Origin of the sequence: Pseudomonas migulae NBRC 103157 (assembly GCF_002091715.1) — a bacterium.
Lineage (GTDB): Bacteria > Pseudomonadota > Gammaproteobacteria > Pseudomonadales > Pseudomonadaceae > Aquipseudomonas > Aquipseudomonas migulae_A.
This window is the reverse complement of sequence record NZ_BDAG01000007.1, coordinates 51,558-74,749: the sequence shown is the minus strand read 5'-3', so window position 1 is coordinate 74,749 and position 23,192 is coordinate 51,558. Positions and strand designations below refer to the sequence as shown.

Sequence of the window (23,192 nt, the reverse complement as noted above, 5' to 3'; positions counted from 1 at the left end):
CGTGCAGCCCTCATGGCCGCATGCGAACGAGCATTCTACCCGGAAACGATGGTGAGGAAAGTGGCGTTGTTCCACGATGCATGCACTGCGCTGTGACGGGGCTCACTTAAAATAAGGGCTTTTTGCTGAACTTCAAGCCGGTTACAGCAGAAGTTACTTGTTGATTTAATGGGTAAAGCGCGCGCAAAGCAATGGGTCGGGCGCATCCAGTGCTTTCTGCTACCATGGCGGCTCTGTTACTTCAGGTGTCTGATCATGGCATTTCGCCCTCTTACGGCCAGAGCACCCGCCGTTCTGCTTCGCGAAGCCAAACCGCTGAAAGCCATTTTTGGCCATGCTCAACGCCTGGGTCATTTACAACGTCTGCTGGAAAGCCAATTGCAGCCCGCCGCCCGCGAGCATTGCCATGTGGCATCGTGGCGCGAAGGCAGTTTGTTGCTGATCGTCACCGATGGTCATTGGGCAACCCGTCTGCGTTATCAACAGAAGCGTCTGCAACGGCAGTTACAGATGTTCGATGAATTCGCCAGCCTGACGCGGATTCTGTTCAAGGTACAGCCGCCGACCGTCCAGCAAGGGGCAGCGGGGCATACCATCAGTTTGTCCAGCGATGCAGGCGCGACCATTCAGGCGACGGCTGAGGGGATTACCGACCCCAACCTGCGAGCGGCGCTTGAGCGATTGGCGGCTCACGCCAAACCCAAGGATTAATACACATCAAATGTGGGAGCGGGCTTGCTCGCGAAAGCGGAGTGTCAGTCGACATCTGTATCGCCTGACACACTGCTTTCGCGAGCAAGCCCGCTCCCACATTTTGATTAGGCCCACTCGCTAGCGGCGTTTACTGCCACCGAGCAGCGAACCCATCAGGCCGCGCACCAACTGCCGCCCCAACTGATTGGCCGCCTGTCGCATCGCCGATTTCAGTGCCTGCCCTGCCGCTGTGCCGAGGAATTCCCCGGCCTTGTCGGTGAAGCTCGGCTCCTCTGGCGCCGGTTTGCCGGGCACCGCTTCTGCCTCCGGCGCCAGACCTTTACGCCCCATCAATATTTCATACGCGGATTCGCGATCAACTGGCTTGTCATACCGTCCCTTGAACGGCGACCCGGCGATCAACACCGTGCGCTCGGTTTCGCTCAACGGCCCAATCCGCGATTGCGGCGGCGCGACCAATACGCGCTGGACCATCTCCGGCGTCCCCTTGTCCTGCAACGTGCCGACCAGCGCTTCGCCAATCCCCAGCTCAGTCAACACCGACAAGGCGTCGAACGCCGGGTTCGGCCGGAAACCCTCGGCCACGGCCCGAAGGGACTTCTGTTCCTTGGCCGTGAACGCGCGCAAGCCATGCTGGACGCGCAGGCCGAGTTGAGCCAGCACGTCATCCGGCAAGTCGCCCGGCGACTGGGTGACGAAATACACGCCCACGCCTTTCGAGCGAATCAGCCGCACCACTTGCTCCAGACGTTCCTGCAGCGCCTTGGGCGTATCGGCAAACAACAAATGTGCCTCGTCGAAAAACAGCGCCAGCAGCGGTTTGTCGGCATCGCCGCGCTCCGGCAGTTGCTCGAACAGTTCGGCCAGTAGCCACAAGAGGAATGTCGCGTAGACCTTGGGCGCCTCGTGCACCAGACGACTGGCATCCAACAGATGAATCCGCCCGCGCCCCTCGGCGGTCGGCTGCAAAATATCTTCGAGTTGCAGCGCCGGTTCGCCGAACAGTGCTTCGGCGCCTTGTTGTTCCAGAATCGCCAGGCGTCGCAATAGCGCCTGACTCGACCCTGTGGTCATCAACGCCGCGTCGTCCCCCAGCAATTCGGGGTGGTCACGCAGGTGATTGAGCAGTGCCTTCAGGTCTTTCAAATCCAGCAGCAACAAGCCTTCGCGGTCCGCGACTTTGAACGCCGCGTACAACGCCGACTGTTGGCTGTCGGTCAGCTCCAGCAGGGCGCCAATCAGTAACGGGCCCATTTCGCTCAAGGTTGTGCGCAATGGATGACCGGACTGACCGTGAATGTCCCACAGGGTGACCGGATAGGCCTGAGGCGTGTGGTTCAGCCAGGGCATCCCGGCGATGCGCTCGGCTATTTTTCCTTGAGGGTTGCCGGCTGCGCCGAGGCCGCACAGGTCACCTTTGATATCCGCCGCAAACACGGCCACGCCAGCATCGCTGAACGCTTCGGCCAGTTTTTGCAAGGTGACGGTCTTGCCGGTCCCGGTAGCCCCCGCGACCAGACCGTGGCGGTTCGCCAGGCGCATGGCCTGAGCGATCGGTTGCCCCGTGAGATCGGCACCGATAACGAGTTGCGATGAATCAGGCATTTGGTCACCTTTGGTTAATCTTTGATTCTGTGCGGCCGATATAAAAGACTGAAAAGCATCGGTTATCCCCCTAAGGAAGGAAGGAAATATCAGCTTGTTTTCATGACCGCCCACTGTGCGTTTCTTTATAAAAGCACGCCTTGGGCATTAAGACCTTAGCGGAACCCCAAGCCATGAACAAAAACCTGCGCTTCAGCCATAAAATCCTGCTTGCCGCCGCCCTCATCGTTATTGCCGCGTTCGCCTCGTTCACGCTGTACAACGACTATCTGCAGCGCAACGCGATCAGCAAGGACCTGGACAACTATCTGCAAGAAATGGGCAGTGTGACTGCCAACAATATCCAGACCTGGCTGACCGGCCGCAGCCTGCTGGTCGAAAACCTCTCACAAAACGTCGCGCTGAACGCTGACATCGGCAACGTCGCCAAGCTGCTGGAGCAGAAGGCGGTGACGTCGACCTTCATGGGCGCCTATCTGGGCAACAAGGATGGCACCTTCATCATTCGCCCGGACAGCAAAATGCCGGATGGCTATGACCCTCGCGCCCGTCCCTGGTACAAAAGCGCCCAAAGCACCAGCGGCTCGGCACTGACCGAACCCTATATCGATCTGGCCTCCGGCCAACTGGTCATCTCCATCGTCAATAGCGTCCTCAAGGACGGCCAGAACATCGGCGTGGTCGGCGGCGACCTGAGCCTGCAAGTGATCGCTGACAGCCTGAATGCGCTGGACTTCGGCGGTATGGGTTATGCGTTCCTGGTCAGCGCCGACGGCAAGATCCTGGTCCACCCGGACAAAGCGCTGGTGATGAAACCCCTGGCCGAGGCGTACCCGAAAAATACCCCCCGCATCAGCAGCGATTTCAGTGAAATAGAAGCCGATGGCAAAACCCGCATCGTCACGTTCACCCCGATCAAAGGCTTGTCTTCCGTCAACTGGTACATCGGTCTGTCGGTGGACAAGGATAAAGCCTTCGCGAAGCTCAGCGAATTCCGCGCCTCGGCGGTGGTTGCGACTGTCATTGCAGTCGCGATCATCATCGCCCTGCTGGGTATGTTGATCCGCATCCTGATCCAGCCGCTGCACGTCATGACCCGCGCCATGGCCGACATCGCCGACGGCGAAGGCGACCTGACCAAACGCCTGACTATCCAGAACAACGACGAATTCGGCAGCCTCGGCACCGCGTTCAACCGTTTCGTGGAGCGCATTCACGGTTCGATCCGCGAAGTGTCCTCGGCCACCGGCCAGGTCAACGAAGTGGCGTTGCGTGTGGTCGCGGCCTCCAACTCGTCGATGTACAACTCCGACCAGCAAGCTTCGCGCACCAGCAGCGTCGCCGCCGCCATCAACCAGCTCGGTGCCGCGGCCCAGGAAATTGCGCGCAACGCCGCCCAGGCCTCGAGTCAGGCCAGCGATGCCCGCAGCCTGGCCGAAGATGGCCAGCAAGTGGTAGATCGCAGCATTGTCGCGATGAACCAACTGTCGAGCATGCTCAGCGCCTCCAGCACCAACATCGAATCGCTGAACAGCAAAACCGTGAACATCGGGCAGATCCTCGAAGTGATCACCAGCATTTCCCAGCAAACCAACCTGCTGGCGCTCAACGCCGCTATCGAGGCCGCCCGTGCCGGTGAAGCCGGGCGTGGTTTTGCCGTGGTGGCCGATGAGGTCCGCAACCTGGCGCACCGCACACAGGAATCGGCGCAACAGGTGCAGACCATGATCGAGGAGCTGCAAGTCGGCGCCCGCGAATCCGTCAGCACCATGAGCGACAGTCAGCGTCACAGCCAGGACAGCGTGGAAATCGCCAACCTGGCGGGCGAGCGCCTGAACAGCGTGACCTTGCGCATTGGCGAAATTGACGGAATGAACCAGTCGGTGGCCACGGCGACCGAGGAACAGACGGCGGTGGTCGAGTCGATCAATGTCGACATCACCGAGATCAACACGCTGAACCAGGAAGGGGTGGAAAACCTGCAATCGACATTGCGGGCGTGCTCTGACCTGGAGCAGCAGGCGGCGCGGCTGAAACAGTTGGTAGGCAGTTTCAGGATTTAAGTCGCTCTTGCGGGCCCCTTCGCGGGCAAGCCCGCTCCCACAGTGATCTTTGGTGGACACAAATTATGTGTACGACTGAGATCACCGTGGGAGCGGGCTTGCTCGCGAAGGCGGCCTGTAACACACCGCAAAAACCTCGCCGACATCCCCGCCACAAAACCCAGCCGAACATCTATCCTTCATAAAGGTCAACCAAGGGAGAACAACGGACCGGAGGGATGCTCATCGTGCATATCGCGGACATAACCATGTTCTACGCCCCTGCCAGCGGTGGCGTGCGCACGTATCTGGATGCAAAACACCGTCGCCTGGGGAGTAAGCCGGGCATTCGCCACAGTCTGCTGGTCCCTGGTTCACACCTGAGTGAACTGGATGGCGTTTACACGGTACCGGCTCCCGCCCTGCCCTTCGGCAAGGGTTACCGTTTCCCTCTCCGTCTCGCCCCCTGGCGCAATGTCCTGCAGGATTTGCAGCCCGATCTGATTGAAGTCGGTGACCCGTACCTCACGGCCTGGGCAGCGCTCGATGCTCGGCGGCAACTCGATGTGCCAGTGATCGGCTTTTATCACTCGGACCTGCCGCTGCTGGTCAGTAACCGCATGGGCAACTGGGTCACCACCAATGTCGAGGCCTATGTCAGAAAGCTCTACGGTAACTTCGACCGGGTGCTGGCGCCGAGCCGGATCATGGCCGACAAATTGATCGGCCTCGGGGTGAAGAACGTTTTCGTACAACCCTTGGGTGTCGATTTGCACACCTTCCATCCCGATGCCCGAGACCCGGGCCTGCGCGCAGAACTGGGCATCGATGAAAATACCCATCTGCTGATTTTTGCCGGGCGCGGCTCCAAGGAAAAAAACCTGCCGGTGTTGCTCGACTGCATGAAACGCCTGGGTCGCCGCTATCACTTGCTGCTGGTGGGTTCGTCTATGCCTGCGGTGGTGCCGGAAAACGTGACGGTGATCGATGAATTCTGCCCGGCGACGCAAGTGGCAAGGCTGATGGCCAGTGCCGATGCGTTGCTGCATGCCGGCGATCAGGAAACCTTCGGCCTGGTGATTCTAGAAGCCATGGCGTGCGGCATTCCGGTGGTGGCCGTGGCAGCCGGGGCCTTTCAGGAAATCATCACCACAGAATGCGGTCTGCTTTGCGCGCCAAACAACTCAATGGCGATGGCCAACGCCGTTCGGGAGCTGTTCGCTTCGGGGAGTGCGGTTTTGGGCCAACAGGCCCGCAGTCATGTCGAGCGACATTATTCCTGGGACGCAGTGGTCGACAGCCTGCTGGGTCATTATCACGCCGTCCTCGGCAGCCAATGGCCGCGGATCGCCAATGGCTGAGCCCATGAACGCGTCCAGTCTGCTATTGGTGTTGCACGACGTCGCGCCGCAGACCTGGGCCGACTACCAACCCTTCGTCGACGCCGTTGACGCCTTGGGCGAAGTGCCGATGACCTGGCTGGTTGTGCCGGATTTTCACAAGCACAACGATCTTGAGGCCCATCCGGGATTTCGGCGGATGCTCACCGGCCGTGTCGGCCTAGGGGACGAACTGGCGCTGCACGGCTATTTTCATTGCGATGAAAGCCCGGCCCCCCACACACCGCGAGACTGGTTTATGCGCCGCATCTACACCCACGAAGGCGAGTTTTACAGCCTGTCTCAGGAAGCCGCGCTCGCACGTCTGCGTGCCGGCATTGAAGTGTTCCATCGTTATCACTGGCCGCTGGAGGGTTTTGTCGCCCCGGCCTGGCTGATGAGTGAAGGAACGCGCCGGGCCTTGCGCCAATTACCCTTGAGTTACACCAGCGATCCGCAACACCTGTATCGCCTGCCGGATTTCACCCCGGTCGATGCGCCGGGGTTGGTATGGAGTGCACGCAGTGCCTGGCGTCGGGGTTTGTCGAAGCTGGTCAGCGATCAGCGCGAACAGCGTTGGCGTCAAGCGCCAGTGATTCGCCTGGGGTTGCATCCGGTGGACATGCGTCACCCTTTCTCACGCAATTATTGGTTGCAAACCCTCAAGCGCCTGCTCGCCGAGGGCCGCGTGCCGTTGACCAAGGCGCGGTGGCTGGCGCTGCACGACGACCGTGTCGGTCGCGCCGCATGAGTCGCGCAATTGTGCTGTTTGTCGCGCTGCTCGCTGCGGTGCTGATTCCTCTGTTGCTGGGCGGCAACCAGACCTGGTCGCGACTGCAGAGTTTTCCATTGAGCTGGCTGTTGATCATGTTCGGCATGATCCTGCTGTGCTGGGTGGTGAACACGATGCGCTTGCGTCTGTTGCTGGGCGATCAGCGCGACAAGGTCAGCCCGGTCAAAAGCCTTGGCGTGGTGATGGCGGCCGAGTTCGCCTACTGCGCCACGCCGGGCGGCAGCGGCGGACCGCTGACGATCATGGCGTTGCTGGCACGCAACGGCGTGCGACCGGCACGGGGTAGCGCGGTTTTCGCCATGGATCAACTGAGCGATCTGCTGTTCTTTCTCTGCGCGTTAAGCGGGATTCTGATTTATGCGTTGTTCCAGCACCTCAGCGAACGTATGGAATGGCTGCTGACGGTCAGCGCCATTTCGATGTTCGGCGGGCTGCTCAGTTGCGTGGTAATCGCGCGCTACCATCGGCTGCTGATTCGCCTGAGTGGACGCTTGCTCGTGCGCCTGAATGTCAAAGGCAGCACGCGAATGCGTTGGGCGCGAAAGCTCCTGCATTTTCTGGCGGCTTTCACTGACACGCTGAAGTTGCCTGTTCAGACGTTGATCAAGGTGTTTGCCCTGACCTGTGTGCATTGGCTTCTGCGTTACAGCGTGTTGTATCTGGCGTTGCGTGGGCTCGGTGCGGATTTGCAGTGGGCCTGGAGTTTTCTGATTCAGATGCTTTCGCTGAGCGCGGGGCAATTCAGCCTGTTGCCGGGCGGCGCTGGTGCTGCGGAATTGACCTCGGCCGCGCTGCTGGCGCCCATGGTGGGGAAATCCACTGCGGCGGCGGCGATTCTGATTTGGCGGGCGGTGACTTATTACTTTTATCTGGCGGTTGGGGGGCCGGTGTTTTTGCTGATGCTTGGGCGGCCGTTGTTGAAGAAGTTGATGAGGTTCAGGCAGGCTTAGCGGAGTTTTTTGTTGTGTACCTATCCGTTACCGCAGCAACGGATATGCACACAAAAAGCGTCCGCGCGCCAAACCTCAAGGCCGCTTCGCCAACAAGCCGGTTCCTACAAGTCAGGGTCAGGGTCCGGATTCAACGCCTCCCACAACTCCGCCGCCCCCGGAAACTCCGTGCCATCGTCAGGGCTCAAGTCATCCGGGTCGTAGCGGCTCAAACACCCCTCCCCCAGTGTGGCGGGGGCTTTGGAAGTAGCTTTGTCCAGTGGATCGGCCATGGTCATGTTCTCAGTGCAGAAACGGCGAAGGGCCTGAGCGATTGAACGCCCAGGCCCTTCGAATTTCAACCGTGCCGTGCGGGTATCAGAACACCACGGTCTTGTTGCCATGCACCAGCACCCGGTCTTCCAGGTGATAACGCAGACCACGAGCCAGCACCATCTTCTCGACATCACGCCCGAAACGCACCATGTCTTCGATACTGTCGCTGTGGCTGACACGCACCACGTCCTGCTCGATGATAGGGCCGGCATCCAGCTCTTCAGTCACGTAGTGGCACGTTGCACCGATCAGCTTCACCCCACGCAGGGAAGCCTGGTGATAGGGCTTGGCGCCGACGAACGACGGCAGGAAGCTGTGGTGAATGTTGATGACCTTGTGCGCATATTCACTGCACAACTCGGGCGGCAGGATTTGCATGTAACGGGCAAGTACCACCACCTCGGCTTCGTGCTGTTTGACCAGACGCGAGACTTCGGCGAACGCCGGTTCTTTATCCTGTGGATTGACCGGCACATGGTAGTAAGGAATACCGTGCCACTCGACCATGCTGCGCAAATCGTCATGGTTGGAAATCACGCAGGAGATTTCGCAGTCCAGTTCGTCACTGTGCCAGCGGTGCAGCAAGTCGGCCAGGCAATGAGACTCGCGGCTGGCCATCAACACCACGCGTTTTTTCTGCGCGGTATCGGTAATGCGCCAGTTCATCGAGAACTCTTCGGCAATCGGCGCGAACGCTTCGCGGAAGGCTTCGATACCAAAAGGCAGAGAATCGGCTCGAATTTCGTGACGCATGAAGAACCAGCCACTGAGATTATCCGAGTGATGGCTCGCTTCAGTGATCCAGCCGTTATGTGACGCCAGAAAGTTACTGACTTTAGCAACGATGCCGACGCGGTCCGGGCAAGCAATCACCAGCCGAAAAGTGCGCATGGGGGGGAAACTCCAGAACTTCGCAAAGGCCGCCATTCTAGCGACTGCGCGAAAAAACTGCAGTATAGATGACACCTTGCCTTGCTCGAGGGCTGCAGGCACAAGCGTGAAAGCGCCCGCTCACCCGCGCAATGGTGCTCTTATTGCCCATCTTCAAGTACTCAATTGTGAATATCTGTGATACCCGCGTCACACTATTTAACTGCACATCCCGCGGGCGCCCTATTCACGACAACTAATTTAAATAAACTCCGGTTTAATGTTTACTTGATGAAACACCCTGACTATTATTGCGGCACTGTCCCCTGACATCCAGTGCACCAACATAAGGTAGTCCCCATGTCCTTGATCAACGAATATCGTGCCACCGAAGAAGCTATCAAAGAGCTGCAAGCCCGTTTGAAGAACCTGTCCCAAGACGACAAACTGCAAACCGAGCTGGAATTCGAAGGCAAACTGCGCACCCTGATGGGCGAATACTCCAAGTCCCTGCGTGACATCATCGCGTTGCTGGATCCAGAATCCAAAACCAAAGCACCACGCGGCGGCGCAGTAAAAACTACTGGCACCAAGCGCGCTCGCAAAGTTAAACAATACAAAAACCCGCACAACGGCGAAGTCATCGAAACCAAAGGTGGCAACCACAAGACTCTGAAAGAGTGGAAAGCCAAGTGGGGCGGTGACGTGGTTGAAGGCTGGGCTACCCTGCTGGGCTAAGCCGCAACGCTTTCTTCTGCAAAAAAGAACGCCAGCAAACGCTGGCGTTTTTTTATGCCCGGTATTCAGTGCCGGGCATTTTCATTTTCAAAGATTCAAACGTTTGCGCAATGCCTGGACATAATTGCTCCACTCGTTGAGCACCTCTTGCTGGAACGGCGTTGCCGTCATGTTCAATTGGGCCGTGGCCTCTGTAAAAGTTTCCAGCGTATTGGGCGCTCCCCACTCAGGGTCTGACAAACGTTGCCGACAGAATATTCGCCAACGTTCTTGCTCTTCGAAATTCAACGTATCGGGAAAGTTGCGTGCTCGATATCGAAACAATAATTCGGGTAAACGTTCATCATCGAAAGGCCATTGTTCCTTGGCTAATTGCGCCGGGTCAGCCGCTCGGACTTGCTCACAAAGGCGCCGATCCCGATCTCCGATAAAACCATCGTATAACTGTTGCTCAGGGTCCTGACTCTGGGTGAAATCTTCGCTGGCATAAATGGCCTGAACTTTATCTCGCCAAACTTGCTGTGCGTCACTTAGCCGCAGCGTGCGCTCCTGATATAGCGCCATGTCCAGCCCCAGGCGTTGCTGATCAGCGGGACGAAGTACTGACAGGGGCGCGACCACCGGGCATTTGTTGATGTGGATAAGCTTGAGCGGCACTGGCAGCTCGCCCTCGGCCAGATCATCGCGACGGGTATACAGGCGCTGGCGCAAAGCGTCGGCGTCCAGATCAAGCAAGCCTTGGGGATCCAGGTGCAGGTCGCAGACAATCAACGCATTCTTGTTGCGCGGGTGCCAGGCCAGCGGCAGCACCACGCCGACATAACTGCGCGCCGCCGAAAAGCGCCCGGAAATGTGCACCATCGGCTGCAACAGCCGAATCTGATCCATCACCTTTTGTTTACTGCGCAACTGGAACAGCCAGTCGTATAGCTTCGGTTGTTTTTCCCGAATCAGACGGGCCAGCGCGATGGTCGCGCGAACGTCCGACAGCGCTTCGTGAGCATTGCCGTGATCGATGCCATTGGCGGCGGTCAGGCGTTCGAGCTTGAGCGTTACCCGCCCCTCGTCATCCTTGGGCCAGGTGATGCCATCCGGTCGCAAGGCGTACGCCGCACGCACCACATCGATCAGGTCCCAACGACTATTGCCGCCCTGCCATTCACGTGCATAAGGGTCGAAAAAGTTGCGGTACAGGCTGTAACGAGTCATCTCGTCGTCGAAACGCAAAGTGTTGTAACCCGCGCCACAAGTGCCCGGCGCCGCCAGTTGGGCGTGCACCCGGGTCATGAAATCGGCTTCGCTCAAACCGTGCCCGGTCAATTGGCCTGGTGTGATGCCCGTGATTGCGCAGGCCGCCGGATGCGGCAGGATGTCCTCACTGGGCTGGCAGTAAAGATTGACCGGCTCGTCTATGACATTGAGATCGAAGTCAGTGCGAAGCCCCGCCACTTGCAGCGGACGGTCGCAACGAGGGTTGATGCCGGTGGTTTCATAGTCGTACCAGAAGATCGAGGTCACGGGCTATTCCTGAACTGAAGATCGGCGAAGTCTAGGCGTTTGCATCCCGCCACGGCCAGCAATCTTGCATTCAATCACCTCTGGCCACGCACCGTGCAATACATAGTTATGTCGTTTTCCCCCTAGAGACTGCTAGCATCGGCCGCACAGAGAATCCCGATCAGGCCACATCATCAGGTTGCCCATGCTCGAGACCGCAGCACTGCCAAGGAAAGCGACGCTGTCCCCGCCACTGGATACGCGGTATCAGGTTGAAACGCCGGAAGGCATCGACTTGCCACTGCGCCCGGCCGGGTTGATGGTGCGTGCGCTGGCGTTCTCCATCGACCTCGGACTGCGCGGGTTGATTCTGGGCCTGCTGTTTATTGTCCTCGCGTTCCTGGGAAAACTCGGCGCCGGGTTGGGCTCGATCCTGCTGTTCGTAGTGAGCTGGTGGTACATGGTGTTGTTCGAGGTGCTCAACCAGGGACGCTCGCCGGGCAAGCAATGGATGGGCCTGCGGGTGGTGCAGGACGACGGCACACCGATCGGCTGGTCCGCGTCGCTGTTGCGCAACCTGCTGCGCTTTGTCGACCTGTTGCCGTTCGGCTATTTCCTCGGCGCCATCAGTTGCCTGCAACACCCCAACTTCAAACGCCTCGGCGACCTGGCTGCCGGTACGCTGGTAATCTACCGCGAACAGCCGCTCACCCGACCGCAACTGCCTGACGCCGAGCCACGGCGTCCGTCGTTTGCCCTGACGCTGCCCGAGCAACGCGCCATCCTCGGGTTTGCCGAACGCCAGGGTGAACTCTCCGAAGCGCGGGTCACGGAACTCGCGTCCATCCTCGCGCAACCGTTGAAGGTTTCAGCGCCACGCGCCGTGGCGGAACTCAACGGCATCGCCCGCGGTTTGTTGGGCCCCGCATGAAGCAAAGTCTTTTCGAGAATCGCCACAAGGCTGAATGGGCGCAGTTTTCCCTCCTGCTCGACAGGCTGGAGCGGAACAAGGACACCTCGCGAATCGCCAGTTTCCCGAAAGATTATCGGAGGCTCTGCCAGCATTTGGCGCTTGCCCAGGAACGCGGCTACAGCAGTTTTCTGATCGACTCGCTGCAGCAACAGGTGCTGCGCGGGCATCAACAGCTTTATCAGCATCGCAGCCGCCTGGGTGCCAACGCACTGGGTTTCATCCTGGCGGATTTCCCTCGACTGGTGCGTGAACAGTGGCGTTTCGTGCTCGCCGCCAGCCTGATGTTTTTCGGCAGCCTGATCGGCTTTGCGGTGCTGGTGTATCTGTTCCCGGACCTGGTCTACAACCTGATCCCGGCCGAACAGGTCAGCGAAATGCAAGGCATGTACGATCCTGTCGCCGGTCGCCTTGGGCGCTCGGCGGAACGGGCAGCCAGTGAAGACTGGGTGATGTTCGGTTTCTACATCATGCACAACATCGGCATTGCCTTTCAGACTTTTGCCAGCGGTTTGCTGTTTGGCCTGGGCAGCGCGTTTTTCCTGTTTTTCAACGGGTTGATGATCGGCGCGGTGGCCGGGCACCTGACTCAGATCGGCTACGGGCAAACCTTCTGGTCCTTTGTGATCGGCCACGGCGCCTTCGAACTCAGTGCCATTGCCCTGGCGGGTGCTGCCGGCCTGCAACTGGGCTGGGCCTTGATTGCACCGGGACGACTGCCGCGCGCCGAAGCCTTGCGTGTGGCGGCGCGTAAAAGTGTGCTGCTGATTTGCGGGGTCATGCTGTTTCTGTTGATCGCGGCATTTATCGAAGCCTACTGGTCGTCGATGACCGGGCCAGCACCGATGACCAAATATCTGGTCGGCGCGGCGCTGTGGTTCCTGGTAGCGATGTACCTGCTGTTCGCCGGACGGACCCGCCATGCGCCTGAGTGACGCGACCGTGGTGATCCGCCCTCGAACCACCTGGGAAGCCATGGACCTGGGCGTGCTGCTGAGCCAGCGGCACCGACGCCTGCTGATGGCCAGCTGGGCCATCGTGACCCTGCCAGTTTTCGTCCTGCTCACCTTGCTGCTGTGGGATTCGCCCTCCCTCGCCGTGTTTATCTTCTGGTGGCTGAAACCGGCGTTCGAGCGCCTGCCGCTGTACATCCTGTCCAAAGCGATGTTCGGTGAAACGCCCACGCTGAAACAGGCGCTGCGCCAGTGGCCACGACTGCTCAAACCACAATTGCTGGCCAGCCTGACCTGGCGACGCTTGAGCCTGAGTCGCAGTTTCCTGTTGCCGGTGGTGCAACTCGAAGGCCTGAATGGCCTGGCACGACAACAGCGCTTGCAGGTGCTATTGCAACGCGACGGCGGTGCAGCGCGCTGGCTGACCATCATCGGCGTGCATCTGGAAAGTGCGCTGTGGATCGGCCTGATGGTGCTGTTTTACCTGCTCCTGCCGCCACAAGTCGAACTCGACTGGAGCTGGCAGACATTGCTGTCCGCCGCCACACAGGACTGGCGCTGGCTGGAACACCTGACCAATGGGTTTTACGTGTTGGTGCTGGTGGTGTGGGAACCGATCTACGTGGCCTGCGGCTTCAGTCTTTACCTGAATCGGCGCACGGTGCTGGAGGCCTGGGACATCGAACTGGTGTTCCGCCGCCTGCGCCAACGCTTGAGCGGCACCGCCCTCACCCTGCTGCTGGCGGCCTTTTTTCTGGTGCCGACCGGGCAAAACGTCTGGGCCGACGAGCCGGTCATTACCCCTGACAGTCCGCGTCTGCTGGACCAGCCACTGACTAGCCAGGCGTCCCGGGACAGCATCAAGGCGATCCTCGATCAGCCGCCGTTCAAGAACAAGGAAACCGTCACACGCTATCGTTTTGGCGAGGACAAGCCATCCGCCGAAACCTCCGACGATGGCAAAGCCCCCGAATGGCTGAAGGCCCTGCTCAAGTTGCTGGATAACCAGCGCTTCGGCACCTTGGCGACCTTGATTGAAGGGGTGCTGTGGGGCGCCGTCATTGGCGGGATCGGTGGGTTGATCTGGCGTTACCGGGCATGGTTGCAGGCGTTCGTCAGTCGTCGACCGGCGCTGAAGGGCAAGGTCGCGCGGCCGCTGCCGCAGCAGGCATTCGGCCTGGACCTGAACCGCGAAACCCTGCCCGCCGACATTGCCGCCAGCGCCGAAAGCCTCTGGCAATCCAACCCTCGCGAGGCGCTCGGTTTGCTCTATCGCGCGCTGCTCAGTCACTTGCTGCACGATTACAACATGGCGCTGAAACCCGCCGATACCGAAGGCCAGGTCCTGGCGCGCGTCGAACGACTGCAACGACCCGCCCTGTTGGCCTTCAGCAAAAACCTGACCGGGCACTGGCAGAACATGGCCTACGGGCATCGCCTGCCACCGGCGCATTTGCAACAGGAACTGTGTGACGGCTGGCGGTCCTTGTTCGGTCCGGGGGCTGCGCATTGAACCGGCGAGTGTGGCTCGCCGCCGGCGTATTCATCGCCGTGCTGTTGGGCGCGTTGAGTTTTTATCTGTATGCCAGGGCGACGCCCTATCAGGCAGACATCGATCACGGCCCGTCGCCCGAAGCCCAGGCCAACCCTTATCTGGCCGCCGAACATTTCCTGCGCAAACAAGGCCTGACCGTCAGCCATGCCAACAGCCTCGACATCCTGCCCACGCTGGAGCCTCGGCAACGCAGCCTGTTGTTGCTCGGCGACCGCTCCGGCATGACCCCGCGCCAGATCGATCAAGTGCTGAACTGGACCCGCGCCGGCGGACGTCTTTTGTTCATCGCCGAGTCGTTGTGGGATGAAAAACTGGGCCAGAGCAATGACCTGTTGCTCGACCGGGTCCAGGTGCATCAGTCATTGAGCAAAGACCTCAAGGACCCGCCAACCGACATCGAAAAGGATCCCTACCCCAAACTGACCAAGCTGTACCTTGAAAACGAAGACGCGCCGGCGTATGCCACCTTCGATACCGCGTTCCATCTCGAAGACCCGAAGAACCTCGCGCAAGCCTGGGCCAACAGCGGCAAGGCCACGCACATGATGCAGCTGAGCCACGGGCTCGGTTCGATCATCGTCGTCACCGACGCCGACCTGTGGAAAACCCCGGCCATCGACCGGTACGACAACGCCTGGCTGCTGTGGTACCTGACCGCAGACACGAACGTGACCCTGCTGTTCAACACCGACCACGACAGCCTGCTGACCTTGTTGCTGCGCTATTTCCCCCAGGCGCTGGTTGCCCTCATGGCCCTGATCGGCCTGGGTCTCTGGCATGTCGGCGTGCGCCACGGCCCGTTGATCGAACCCGCTCCGAGAGCCCGTCGGCAACTCCACGAACACCTGCGTGCCAGCGCCGATTTCATGTGGCGCCACACCGGCCAAGCCAGCCTGCTGCAAGCCTTGCAGCACGACATCCTGCGCCGGGTGCGGCGCCGTCATCCCGGTTTTGAACACCTCGGCGTCGCCGAACAATGGCTGGTGCTCGCACGCCTCACCGGCCAACCCACACGCGCTATCAGCCAGGCCATGAGCCCGCGACCGAAGCAACGGCTGTCCAGCGTTGAATTCAGTCGTCAGGTCGCCCACCTGCAAACCTTGAGGAACGCCTTATGAGTGAACAGATCGAGCCCGGCGCACCGAGCCACGCCGCGCAGCAACGCCAGCGCGCCAGCCAATTGGCCCAGGCCGTCAGAACTGAATTGCAAAAAGCCGTCATCGGCCAGAACACAGTGATCGACGATGTACTCACCGCGCTGATTGCCGGCGGCCACGTGCTGCTCGAAGGTGTGCCGGGGCTGGGCAAAACCTTGTTGGTGCGTGCACTCGCCCGCTGCTTCGGCGGCGAATTCGCGCGTATCCAGTTCACCCCGGACCTGATGCCCAGCGATGTCACCGGGCACGCGGTGTACGACCTGCAGACCGAGCAATTCAAACTGCGCAAAGGTCCGTTGTTCACCCACTTGCTGCTCGCCGACGAAATCAACCGCGCCCCTGCGAAAACCCAGGCGGCGTTGCTTGAAGCCATGCAGGAACGCCAAGTCACCCTCGAAGGCCGGGCCCTGCCCATCGCGCAGCCGTTCATGGTGCTCGCCACGCAGAACCCCATCGAGCAGGAAGGTACGTATCCGCTGCCGGAAGCCGAGCTGGACCGCTTCATGCTCAAGGTGCGCATGGACTACCCCGACATCGATCAGGAGTTGGACATGGTGCGCCAGGTCAGCCGCTCGACCCGGGCCGACATGCTCGACGTACAACCGCTGCGCACCGTGTTGCAAGCCAAGGACGTGCTGGCATTGCAACGCATCGCCAGCGACCTGCCGCTGGACGACCAGGTCCTCGATTACGCCGTACGCCTGGCGCGCACCACCCGTAGCTGGCCCGGCCTGACCCTCGGCGCAGGGCCTCGGGCTTCCATTGCGCTGGTGCGCTGCGCTCGGGCGCGAGCCTTGTTGCGCGGCGGCGAATTCGTGATTCCGGATGACATCAAGGGCTGCGCGCTGGCGGTGTTGCGCCACCGTGTACGCATCGCGCCGGAGCTGGATATCGAAGGGCTGGAGGTCGATCACGTGCTGCAGCAATTGCTCGATCAAGTACCGGCACCGCGTTTGTGAACATCGTCGCCAGGGGAAAAGATCGCAGCCTTCGGCAGTTCCTGCAGGGGCACGCATTCGACGTAGGAGCTGCCGAAGGCTGCGATCTTCTGACCTGCCCGCACGGTGCAAAATCATGAAACCCTCACGCCTGCTGCTGATCTGGCTCGCCGCGCTGCTGGCCATTGGCATCGTACTCGGCACACTGCGGGCGCTGGAGATCGCCGTTCCTTCAACGCTGTTGTCGATCAACTGGGGGTTGCTGCTGGCGCTACTGGCTCTGGCAATAATCGATGGCGTACGCCTTAAACGCCTGCCCTCACCCCGGATAACCAGACAAATGCCCGGCAGCCTCGCGCTCGGCCGTTGGAGTGAAGTGCGACTGGAGGTTGAACACGACTTTCTCCAGCCACTGACTATCCGGATGTTCGACCACGTACCCGACGGCCTGAGCTTCGAAAACCTGCCCCTGTCGCTCGAACTTCAACCCGGCCGGCACAGCCAGGTCGGCTATCGCCTGCGTCCACTCAAGCGCGGCCACTTCACCTTCGAACACTGCGAAATCAACCTGCCGAGCCCCATGGGTCTATGGTCCGACAAACGCCTGCCAAACGTGTCCGACCACACCCGCGTGTACCCCGACTTCGCCCGCCTCTACGGTGGTCAACTGTTGGCTGTGGACAACTGGCTCAGCCAGCTCGGCGTGCGCCAGCGACAACGACGCGGCCTGGGCCTGGAGTTTCACCAGCTACGGGAATTTCGCGAAGGCGACAGCCTGCGCCAGATCGACTGGAAAGCCACCGCCCGCCAGCGCACACCGATTGCCCGGGAGTACCAGGACGAACGCGACCAGCAGATCATTTTCATGCTCGACTGCGGTCGACGCATGCGCAGCCAGGACGGTGAACTGGCGCATTTCGATCACGCGCTCAATGCGTGCCTGCTGCTCAGTTACGTGGCGTTGCGTCAGGGCGACGCGGTGGGGCTCTGCACGTTTGCCAGCGAACAGCCTCGCTACCTCGCCCCGGTAAAAGGTGCCGGCCAACTCAACGTCTTGCTCAATGCGGTTTACGACCTGAATAGCACCCAACACAGCGCCGACTATCAAGCCGCCGTCACTCAACTGCTGGGCCGGCAGAAACGTCGGGCACTGGTGGTGTTGGTGACCAATTTGCGGGATGAAGATGATGAGGAATTACTCACGGCAGTCAAACGCCTGGGCAAGCAGCATCGGGTGCTGGTGGCGAGCCTCAGGGAAGATGTGCTCGACCATCTGCGTCAGGCACCGGTGCAAACCTTGAACGAAGCATTGGTTTATTGCGGGACGGTGGACTACCTGAACGCGCGGGCCGAACTCCATGAGCGGTTGAGCGCTCATGGAGTGGCGGTGATCGAGGCGCGCCCAGAGCAGATGGGCCCCGATCTGGTAACGAGTTACTTGGCCTGGAAGCGTAGCGGTGCGCCATAGCAGTCTGTATCTGCGACTCAAACTAAAGCCGCTTTAACGTCAGCTTTGGATCGGGTGGGGCAATACTCCCTTTTATCCAGCTTCAGGCCCTTGAGCTGTAATTCGGGCAGATCGATCTGAAGATCAAAATCAGTAGTTCGTAAACCGTTTCGACCTCCGCTGGTGGGACCGTGAATCTGAAGGTCTATAGATGTATCGGCTTGGAGTACCTTGATGGTGTGTTCCAGATAAGGGCGCCATTCTTCGTCATCGAATATGCCTTTTTTCTTGCCGCTTAAATCGATCGTTTCTTCTGCCCCGTCACTCGGCTTTAGCACAACCTTAGCCTCTGGGCCCTCCCCTAGATTTTCATACTGAAAACCTAACAGGTATTTCACTTGCGCAAATTGCGGCACGGTGAAACACGGTATGTTAATCGACTGCGAATAAGCCCTCTTCCCGTTCAATATCAAAAAATAATCGTAATAAGCGCTTTCGTGCCATCCCTCCCCACCTTCTTGCACAATCCGTTTCCAGTCTTCGTTACTCCAATCGGGAGGAAATCTTCCACTTTTCACCAGATTACGACCGCGAATCTTGTCTGCACACATGATGTTCTCCTTTCTCTGTTACCCACTCTTGGGTGTAGCCATCGTTTAAACCGTTCATCTGTACAAAGTCTCGGTCAATCGATCCATCACCGCATCGGTGTAAGCATTCCCACCGGGCTTGGCCAGATACCGAACATGGATAATGATGTCCGGCATGCTATTGATCAGCGCTGCTTGTCTTGTACCGTGCCATGGAAAGTGCAATTGCCAGCAAGAAAGGGCTCCAGTGCCCTCAAAAGGCAGATAACGCTCATCGCCAAACATCATCTGGTGCAAACCGGAGTCATCCAGGCCGTGGCTGAAACCGACATGTTGATGACTGCGCAGGTTCAAGAGGATGTACCGAGGCGGTGTTTGGCCCTTGTTGCCATACAAGTAATCGAGTAGCTCGACATCAGGTTTGAGTACCGTGGTGCTGGCGGTTTGCGTCAGCGTCGCACACACGTCCTGGTATGGGCCGAGCAACGCTGGGAAAGTCGCTGAAACGCTGACTATCTGGCGGCAGTAGTGCCCTGGGTAATCATGGTCAAACAGCTGTTGAGTCAACTCGAAATCCAGTTTCCCTGTGTCTGTAAGTTGTTTCAGAACAGTGCTCCATTCTTTCTGGCTAGCAAATGTTCCCGCCTCGAACAGTTGTCGCAGAGAAATCGTCTTGGTCAATTCCAGTCGCCGCTCGTTACGGCTGAGGAACTCCTTCTCAAGCGACATCAAGTCAAACAGCATGGTTTCGCCAGCGCTCAGGCCATGGAAATTATCCATCCACATATCCGGGCGAATGATCTGTGAGTCGAAGTCACCCATTTCATACTGAAAACAGCTTTCGGCACTCAGGCACATCCCGACCACGGCGTCATATGCCTGGAAGTACAGCACGGCCATTTGGCTCAATAGCCAGCGGTACAGTTCGACATTGGTTGAACGGGTTTTATAGAACGAATAGATATCCTGGGCATGAGCGTTGGCTTTTTCGGCATGTTCCAGGCTGGATCGGGCAGCATTTACCGCGTGGACCTGCGCCTTCTCCTGCTCCAGCAGTACCTGCATTTCGGCTTCACCTTGGGTGAGAGCCAGCCGCCACTCTTCGGCTCTGCGCAGGTAGTGAGCACTAGTTGCCGACTTATCGGCGGCAATCAATTCTCTCTCGGCAGAGCCCTGGGCCACTAACCCTGCGGCACGTGGCCCACCACCAAGCACGACGCCACCAACCCCCGCGGCCATCCCCCCGATTATAAAATTGGGGGCATGATTCAAACCGCTCTCCAATACAAAAGCGTTACCTGCAGCGTTCATGTCGCCCCTTGCCCCCATCTGACTCTCCAGCGCAGAGGACTCCCACGGAGACACGTGCTGCTCAAGCAGCAAGTTAAAATGATCGATACGCCCATCAATCACCTTTTTGCTGTCCTGCAATGACTTCAACGACGCTTCCTGCTGTTTTAGCGCCTCCTGCTGGATGGCTGCGGCGTAGGTTCCCAGTTCAATCAGGTGCTTTTGTTGCAACTCCTCCTGCTTACTTCGATCCCGCGCCTCCATGCACTGCCGGACTTCACGCCCAAAGCCGATAAGTGTCTGGACCGCGTTTTGTGCCGCTGACAACATGACACGGAACCGATAGTGCGGAATATTGCGCCAGCCGCCGGCATTGCGTGACGAACCAGACGAGCCGCCCGCCTGAGCCTGAAGCAGCTTCATCGGGTGTGTCAGTGGTGCATATAGCGGTAGCGACATCGGCTTGCCGTCAAGGGTCATGCCGTTTCGCATGTTGTCCAGGCAGTTGTCGATGTACTTCCATATACCGAGTACATCGTCATTGGCAACGGGGCGGAAGACGTCCCGTTTGAGTATCGAGAAATCTGGTGTCCCGTGGATTCGAGCCGGCAAATCCGGAACGTGTATATTCAGCGTCCGACTAAAGGTTTCCAGCAAACTGTAATTGCCGTCATCTCGCACTCCAAGAATGTGGTCCACAGAAGCAGGTTCCCAATAACTCATTGCTTTTGCTTCGGGAGCCTTTCCCATCAGAAACAAGGCACGTATGTACTGTAATTTGGCTGCCGCCAGACTGTCGCGGGTCAAGTGCCGATAAAGTGAGTCCGCATGGGCGATGATGCAGCGCACATAGTTGATGAAAATGGCTTTACGGTAGTGGATACGTTTTGCGAATGCGATGGCATCAGGGTCCACCAGGTCTCGGGCCACGTAACTGATATCGCCGGGGTCCAATAATGGCCGGCAAAGCCAGTAGCGCTCATTGTTCTCCGTGTCCGGACGGTTTACCCGAAGCTGCGGATTGAAGATGTAGTGATACCAGTTTTGCGATTCGAGATAGTTGCGTTCTTCAGTCAGACGATAGGCGATCAGAAACGGCAGGTGGAAGAATAACTCCCAATAGAACATGCCATGAGCGCTGTTGAAATCCATGGGAGTGGTTAATGTATTTGGGGCGGTATTGGGATCTTCCCAAGGCGTTGGCTCATCAGTGAACTGAGTAGGTCTGGACAACACTTCATCAATGGAAATCGCTGCTTTGGCGACCAGTACGGGGCCAAAGGTGGAGTTAAGCTGTATCCAGTGCAACGTCTCCAGTTTCAAGGGGCGCAGATCGAGAAACTGTCCGCCAGAAGCCTGTTTGCTGATGAGTGGCACAGCGCTTTCGTTCGGAACTTGTTTGATTGTCAGTTTATAACGATTGCGTCCGTATTCGCCGTCAGCACTCTGCCCCCACACTACATCAAGGCTCTTATCGACAGGATTGCCTGTCCAACTGTATTGAATCCAGCGAGATTCCGTCCAACCGTTCAACTCGACAGTGCCTTTCCAGGAATCCTCTACGACGACACCCTCAACAATGATTTTTAGCTCCAACTGTACTTTTTCATGCTTTTTTTGCACCGCCAGCTTATTAATTGAATTACCTAAATACACCTCATAACTATCGGACGAACCATGCGTGATAAAAAAACCGGCACCAAAGCGAATACTACTGGATGGAAGCAACCATAACCGTTCCAGCTGGGCATGTGTCAGGGTTATATCTTTTATCGCCAGAACACCAAAGTCTGTTTTGTCAAAATCCCCCTTGGTCATTGAAGCCAGTACATCCGATGCTTCCGTGCTCTCGTTTTCCAGGCGCAAGGAAAAATCGAAACCTTCCTCAGCTTGGTGATGACAGGTCAATTTTATACCTTTCGCTCCCACCTTTGAGAGTTCGAAAAAAGTTACCCGCGATGAAATATCTGTTTTAACCGCCACCACAATATTAGCCAGTTCATATTCAGGCCGGATAACATCACACCCCCCTTGCACCTGCAACACATTGGTGATTACCGTCTCCCCATCGACTGTATTGGCCCGACTGGTAAAATTTATATTAGTCGCCAGATACTTATTGAGTAATCCATCCTGAGTGGTATCAACTGTTGTGACAGCCGGTGGGGGGACAAGGATCTGGCTCAGTATCGAGCGCTCGCTCAAACTTAGTTTATGCTGCAGCGCCATCGGATCTGCAAAACGACCGTTGATCAATACTTTGAGGCTCGCCTCCTCAGCTACTTGCGATTCGAACTTTGAGTCCAGTGCAGCGAACATCCATCCTTCTTCCTTTCCATCATCCGCTGTCATGCTCTCTGTCGTCATGCCTGGAGGAATCTTCGTGGTCGTACAGCAAACGGCCAACACGTCATCCACATGTTGGCGTTTCCCACGATAGGTTACTGCCAACAAACGCAGGGAGCCCTCCGGCACATCGGAGAAATCCTGTTTCCCGATGCTGATGGGTAAAGACCAGCGATCATTAATGGCCAGTTCAGCCACTTTCATTTCCAGATGCCATTTGCCTGGAGCAGTCTGGCCGTTCTCAAGGCGCAGATCCGGATCGCGCGTTCCCTCTACCAACACGACCATTAGACGTCCGGCAAAAAACACTGGCCGGATGGCCAACACTGGTGGGCCCAAGGGTATGTCGATCGAACGCCAGTCACTCCAGGAGGCCGGATGCAAATACCGGCTGTCCTGTTTTAGCTCTACAGTTGCCTTACGCCAGAAATAACCGCGGGGTTGAGTCCGCTGCCGACCAACAAAATAATAAACCGCCTTTTTGAACTGCCCACTATCTTCTTCTGTTTCATCGATGTAACCGGCAATAATGTCGAGATTGCAGACCGTCTCAAACTTTACAAGGTGCTCATAAATTGATTTTTGCACAGCAGCATTACTTAAACTGGCTTGAGCAAGATTATTTTCCAGCGCTTTAAAGGATTCCGATTTATTAAGGCGCATTTTGGGGTTGATATAGTTTTCGGGATAGTATTCCAACAAGCAATACCCTGCCCAATCACTGAAATTACAATAGCGCTTATGCCAGGCCTCCAACTCCTCCTTGGTAAATTCTCTCTTATGACCAGGCTCCATACCACTGTAAATTGCACCAATATAAACCTGTAAAGCCGCAATGGCTTCGGCCACTCTGGAAGAGTCAAGCAATGAGCTAACCTGGGTATCCATCAACAAATACTGATACAGATCTTCCAACGAAGACAAGTCTGGTATCTCATCTTTTTCTGGAGCTACTTGGCCAAGATAATAATCGGACAGTGCCGCGCTGCGGCGCTCATCAAGCACTCCAATAACGGACTTTTCCATCTCACACTCCCTTCTTC

At 58.0% G+C, this 23,192-nt stretch carries 18 protein-coding genes; 12 read left to right on the top strand and 6 right to left on the bottom strand.

Annotation, left to right across the window (positions count from 1 at the left end; all coding sequences use genetic code 11):
* Positions 1 to 255 precede the first annotated feature (255 nt).
* Positions 256 to 711 (top strand): DUF721 domain-containing protein, encoded by a 456-nt coding sequence (locus PMI01S_RS07665; RefSeq protein ID WP_084318936.1) that lies wholly within the window; start codon positions 256 to 258, stop codon positions 709 to 711.
* A gap of 120 nt (positions 712 to 831) precedes the next feature.
* On the opposite strand, the gene PMI01S_RS07660 is transcribed toward PMI01S_RS07665, so the two are convergent.
* Entirely contained in the window at positions 832 to 2,319 is a 1,488-nt protein-coding gene (locus tag PMI01S_RS07660; protein ID WP_084318934.1) for a helicase HerA-like domain-containing protein, read from the bottom strand.
* 173 nt (positions 2,320 to 2,492) lie between these two features.
* Here PMI01S_RS07660 and PMI01S_RS07655 point away from each other — a divergent pair, with 173 nt between their 5' ends.
* From PMI01S_RS07655 to gpgF, 4 genes are all read left to right on the top strand, one after another.
* Entirely contained in the window at positions 2,493 to 4,382 is a 1,890-nt protein-coding gene (locus PMI01S_RS07655; protein ID WP_084318932.1) for a methyl-accepting chemotaxis protein, read from the top strand.
* Between the two features lie 218 nt (positions 4,383 to 4,600).
* On the top strand, positions 4,601 to 5,722 hold the full coding sequence (gene gpgS / locus PMI01S_RS07650; protein WP_174602653.1) for an N-acetylglucosaminyl phosphatidylglycerol synthase: 1,122 nt from the start codon (positions 4,601 to 4,603) through the stop codon (positions 5,720 to 5,722).
* Positions 5,715 to 6,491 carry an N-acetylglucosaminyl phosphatidylglycerol deacetylase gene (gene gpgD / locus PMI01S_RS07645; protein ID WP_084318930.1) on the top strand — a complete coding sequence of 259 codons (777 nt, stop codon included), beginning with the start codon at positions 5,715 to 5,717 and terminating at the stop codon, positions 6,489 to 6,491. Before gpgS ends, gpgD begins: the two co-directional genes overlap by 8 nt.
* The gene (gene gpgF, locus PMI01S_RS07640; protein WP_084318928.1) at positions 6,488 to 7,483 is read left to right on the top strand and encodes a glucosaminyl phosphatidylglycerol flippase; all 996 of its coding nucleotides are present in this window, start codon (positions 6,488 to 6,490) and stop codon (positions 7,481 to 7,483) included. The genes gpgD and gpgF overlap by 4 nt, the downstream gene beginning before the upstream one ends.
* Before the next feature lie 104 nt (positions 7,484 to 7,587).
* On the opposite strand, the gene PMI01S_RS31640 is transcribed toward gpgF, so the two are convergent.
* Both PMI01S_RS31640 and purU read right to left on the bottom strand, forming a co-directional pair.
* Positions 7,588 to 7,755: a hypothetical protein gene (locus PMI01S_RS31640; RefSeq protein WP_167362939.1), complete on the bottom strand. Its 168-nt coding sequence runs from the start codon at positions 7,753 to 7,755 to the stop codon at positions 7,588 to 7,590.
* Positions 7,756 to 7,840: 85 nt separating this feature from the next.
* Positions 7,841 to 8,689 (bottom strand): formyltetrahydrofolate deformylase, encoded by an 849-nt coding sequence (gene purU, locus PMI01S_RS07635; RefSeq protein WP_017340494.1) that lies wholly within the window; start codon positions 8,687 to 8,689, stop codon positions 7,841 to 7,843.
* Between the two features lie 339 nt (positions 8,690 to 9,028).
* Between purU and mvaT the strand changes: the two genes are divergently transcribed.
* Positions 9,029 to 9,406 (top strand): histone-like nucleoid-structuring protein MvaT, encoded by a 378-nt coding sequence (mvaT, locus tag PMI01S_RS07630; protein WP_007933316.1) that lies wholly within the window; start codon positions 9,029 to 9,031, stop codon positions 9,404 to 9,406.
* An 87-nt stretch (positions 9,407 to 9,493) separates the two neighbouring features.
* Here the strand turns inward: mvaT and sbcB are convergent, their stop codons facing one another.
* Positions 9,494 to 10,924: an exodeoxyribonuclease I gene (gene sbcB, locus PMI01S_RS07625; protein ID WP_084318926.1), complete on the bottom strand. Its 1,431-nt coding sequence runs from the start codon at positions 10,922 to 10,924 to the stop codon at positions 9,494 to 9,496.
* Positions 10,925 to 11,108: 184 nt separating this feature from the next.
* On the opposite strand from sbcB, the gene PMI01S_RS07620 reads away from it, so the two are divergent.
* From PMI01S_RS07620 to PMI01S_RS07595, 6 genes are all read left to right on the top strand, one after another.
* A complete protein-coding gene (locus PMI01S_RS07620) occupies positions 11,109 to 11,834 on the top strand; it encodes an RDD family protein (RefSeq protein ID WP_084318924.1) in 726 nt (241 codons plus the stop codon).
* Positions 11,831 to 12,808 (top strand): stage II sporulation protein M, encoded by a 978-nt coding sequence (locus PMI01S_RS07615; protein ID WP_084318922.1) that lies wholly within the window; start codon positions 11,831 to 11,833, stop codon positions 12,806 to 12,808. Before PMI01S_RS07620 ends, PMI01S_RS07615 begins: the two co-directional genes overlap by 4 nt.
* Positions 12,795 to 14,339, top strand: coding sequence for a DUF4129 domain-containing protein (locus PMI01S_RS07610; RefSeq protein WP_084318920.1), 1,545 nt, complete (start codon positions 12,795 to 12,797; stop codon positions 14,337 to 14,339). The genes PMI01S_RS07615 and PMI01S_RS07610 overlap by 14 nt, the downstream gene beginning before the upstream one ends.
* Positions 14,336 to 15,499 carry a DUF4350 domain-containing protein gene (locus PMI01S_RS07605; RefSeq protein ID WP_084318918.1) on the top strand — a complete coding sequence of 388 codons (1,164 nt, stop codon included), beginning with the start codon at positions 14,336 to 14,338 and terminating at the stop codon, positions 15,497 to 15,499. The genes PMI01S_RS07610 and PMI01S_RS07605 overlap by 4 nt, the downstream gene beginning before the upstream one ends.
* Complete coding sequence (locus tag PMI01S_RS07600; protein ID WP_084318916.1) at positions 15,496 to 16,497, top strand: AAA family ATPase; 1,002 nt, start codon at positions 15,496 to 15,498, stop codon at positions 16,495 to 16,497. The genes PMI01S_RS07605 and PMI01S_RS07600 overlap by 4 nt, the downstream gene beginning before the upstream one ends.
* A gap of 115 nt (positions 16,498 to 16,612) precedes the next feature.
* A complete protein-coding gene (locus PMI01S_RS07595) occupies positions 16,613 to 17,944 on the top strand; it encodes a DUF58 domain-containing protein (RefSeq protein WP_084318914.1) in 1,332 nt (443 codons plus the stop codon).
* A gap of 17 nt (positions 17,945 to 17,961) precedes the next feature.
* On the opposite strand, the gene PMI01S_RS07590 is transcribed toward PMI01S_RS07595, so the two are convergent.
* Both PMI01S_RS07590 and PMI01S_RS07585 read right to left on the bottom strand, forming a co-directional pair.
* The gene (locus PMI01S_RS07590; protein WP_084318912.1) at positions 17,962 to 18,534 is read right to left on the bottom strand and encodes a hypothetical protein; all 573 of its coding nucleotides are present in this window, start codon (positions 18,532 to 18,534) and stop codon (positions 17,962 to 17,964) included.
* A 54-nt stretch (positions 18,535 to 18,588) separates the two neighbouring features.
* Positions 18,589 to 23,175, bottom strand: coding sequence for a Tc toxin subunit A-related protein (locus PMI01S_RS07585; RefSeq protein WP_084318910.1), 4,587 nt, complete (start codon positions 23,173 to 23,175; stop codon positions 18,589 to 18,591).
* Positions 23,176 to 23,192 lie beyond the last annotated feature (17 nt).

Coding starts and splice junctions, on each gene's coding strand:
- PMI01S_RS31640 (WP_167362939.1), bottom strand. CDS start 7,755: ATGGCCGATCCACTGGACAAAGCTACTTCCAAAGCCCCCGCCACACTG.
- PMI01S_RS07600 (WP_084318916.1), top strand. CDS start 15,496: ATGAGTGAACAGATCGAGCCCGGCGCACCGAGCCACGCCGCGCAGCAA.
- PMI01S_RS07590 (WP_084318912.1), bottom strand. CDS start 18,534: ATGTGTGCAGACAAGATTCGCGGTCGTAATCTGGTGAAAAGTGGAAGA.
- PMI01S_RS07665 (WP_084318936.1), top strand. CDS start 256: ATGGCATTTCGCCCTCTTACGGCCAGAGCACCCGCCGTTCTGCTTCGC.
- purU (WP_017340494.1), bottom strand. CDS start 8,689: ATGCGCACTTTTCGGCTGGTGATTGCTTGCCCGGACCGCGTCGGCATC.
- PMI01S_RS07660 (WP_084318934.1), bottom strand. CDS start 2,319: ATGCCTGATTCATCGCAACTCGTTATCGGTGCCGATCTCACGGGGCAA.
- PMI01S_RS07585 (WP_084318910.1), bottom strand. CDS start 23,175: ATGGAAAAGTCCGTTATTGGAGTGCTTGATGAGCGCCGCAGCGCGGCA.
- mvaT (WP_007933316.1), top strand. CDS start 9,029: ATGTCCTTGATCAACGAATATCGTGCCACCGAAGAAGCTATCAAAGAG.
- PMI01S_RS07655 (WP_084318932.1), top strand. CDS start 2,493: ATGAACAAAAACCTGCGCTTCAGCCATAAAATCCTGCTTGCCGCCGCC.
- gpgD (WP_084318930.1), top strand. CDS start 5,715: ATGGCTGAGCCCATGAACGCGTCCAGTCTGCTATTGGTGTTGCACGAC.
- gpgF (WP_084318928.1), top strand. CDS start 6,488: ATGAGTCGCGCAATTGTGCTGTTTGTCGCGCTGCTCGCTGCGGTGCTG.
- PMI01S_RS07615 (WP_084318922.1), top strand. CDS start 11,831: ATGAAGCAAAGTCTTTTCGAGAATCGCCACAAGGCTGAATGGGCGCAG.
- PMI01S_RS07610 (WP_084318920.1), top strand. CDS start 12,795: ATGCGCCTGAGTGACGCGACCGTGGTGATCCGCCCTCGAACCACCTGG.
- gpgS (WP_174602653.1), top strand. CDS start 4,601: ATGCTCATCGTGCATATCGCGGACATAACCATGTTCTACGCCCCTGCC.
- PMI01S_RS07595 (WP_084318914.1), top strand. CDS start 16,613: ATGAAACCCTCACGCCTGCTGCTGATCTGGCTCGCCGCGCTGCTGGCC.
- PMI01S_RS07620 (WP_084318924.1), top strand. CDS start 11,109: ATGCTCGAGACCGCAGCACTGCCAAGGAAAGCGACGCTGTCCCCGCCA.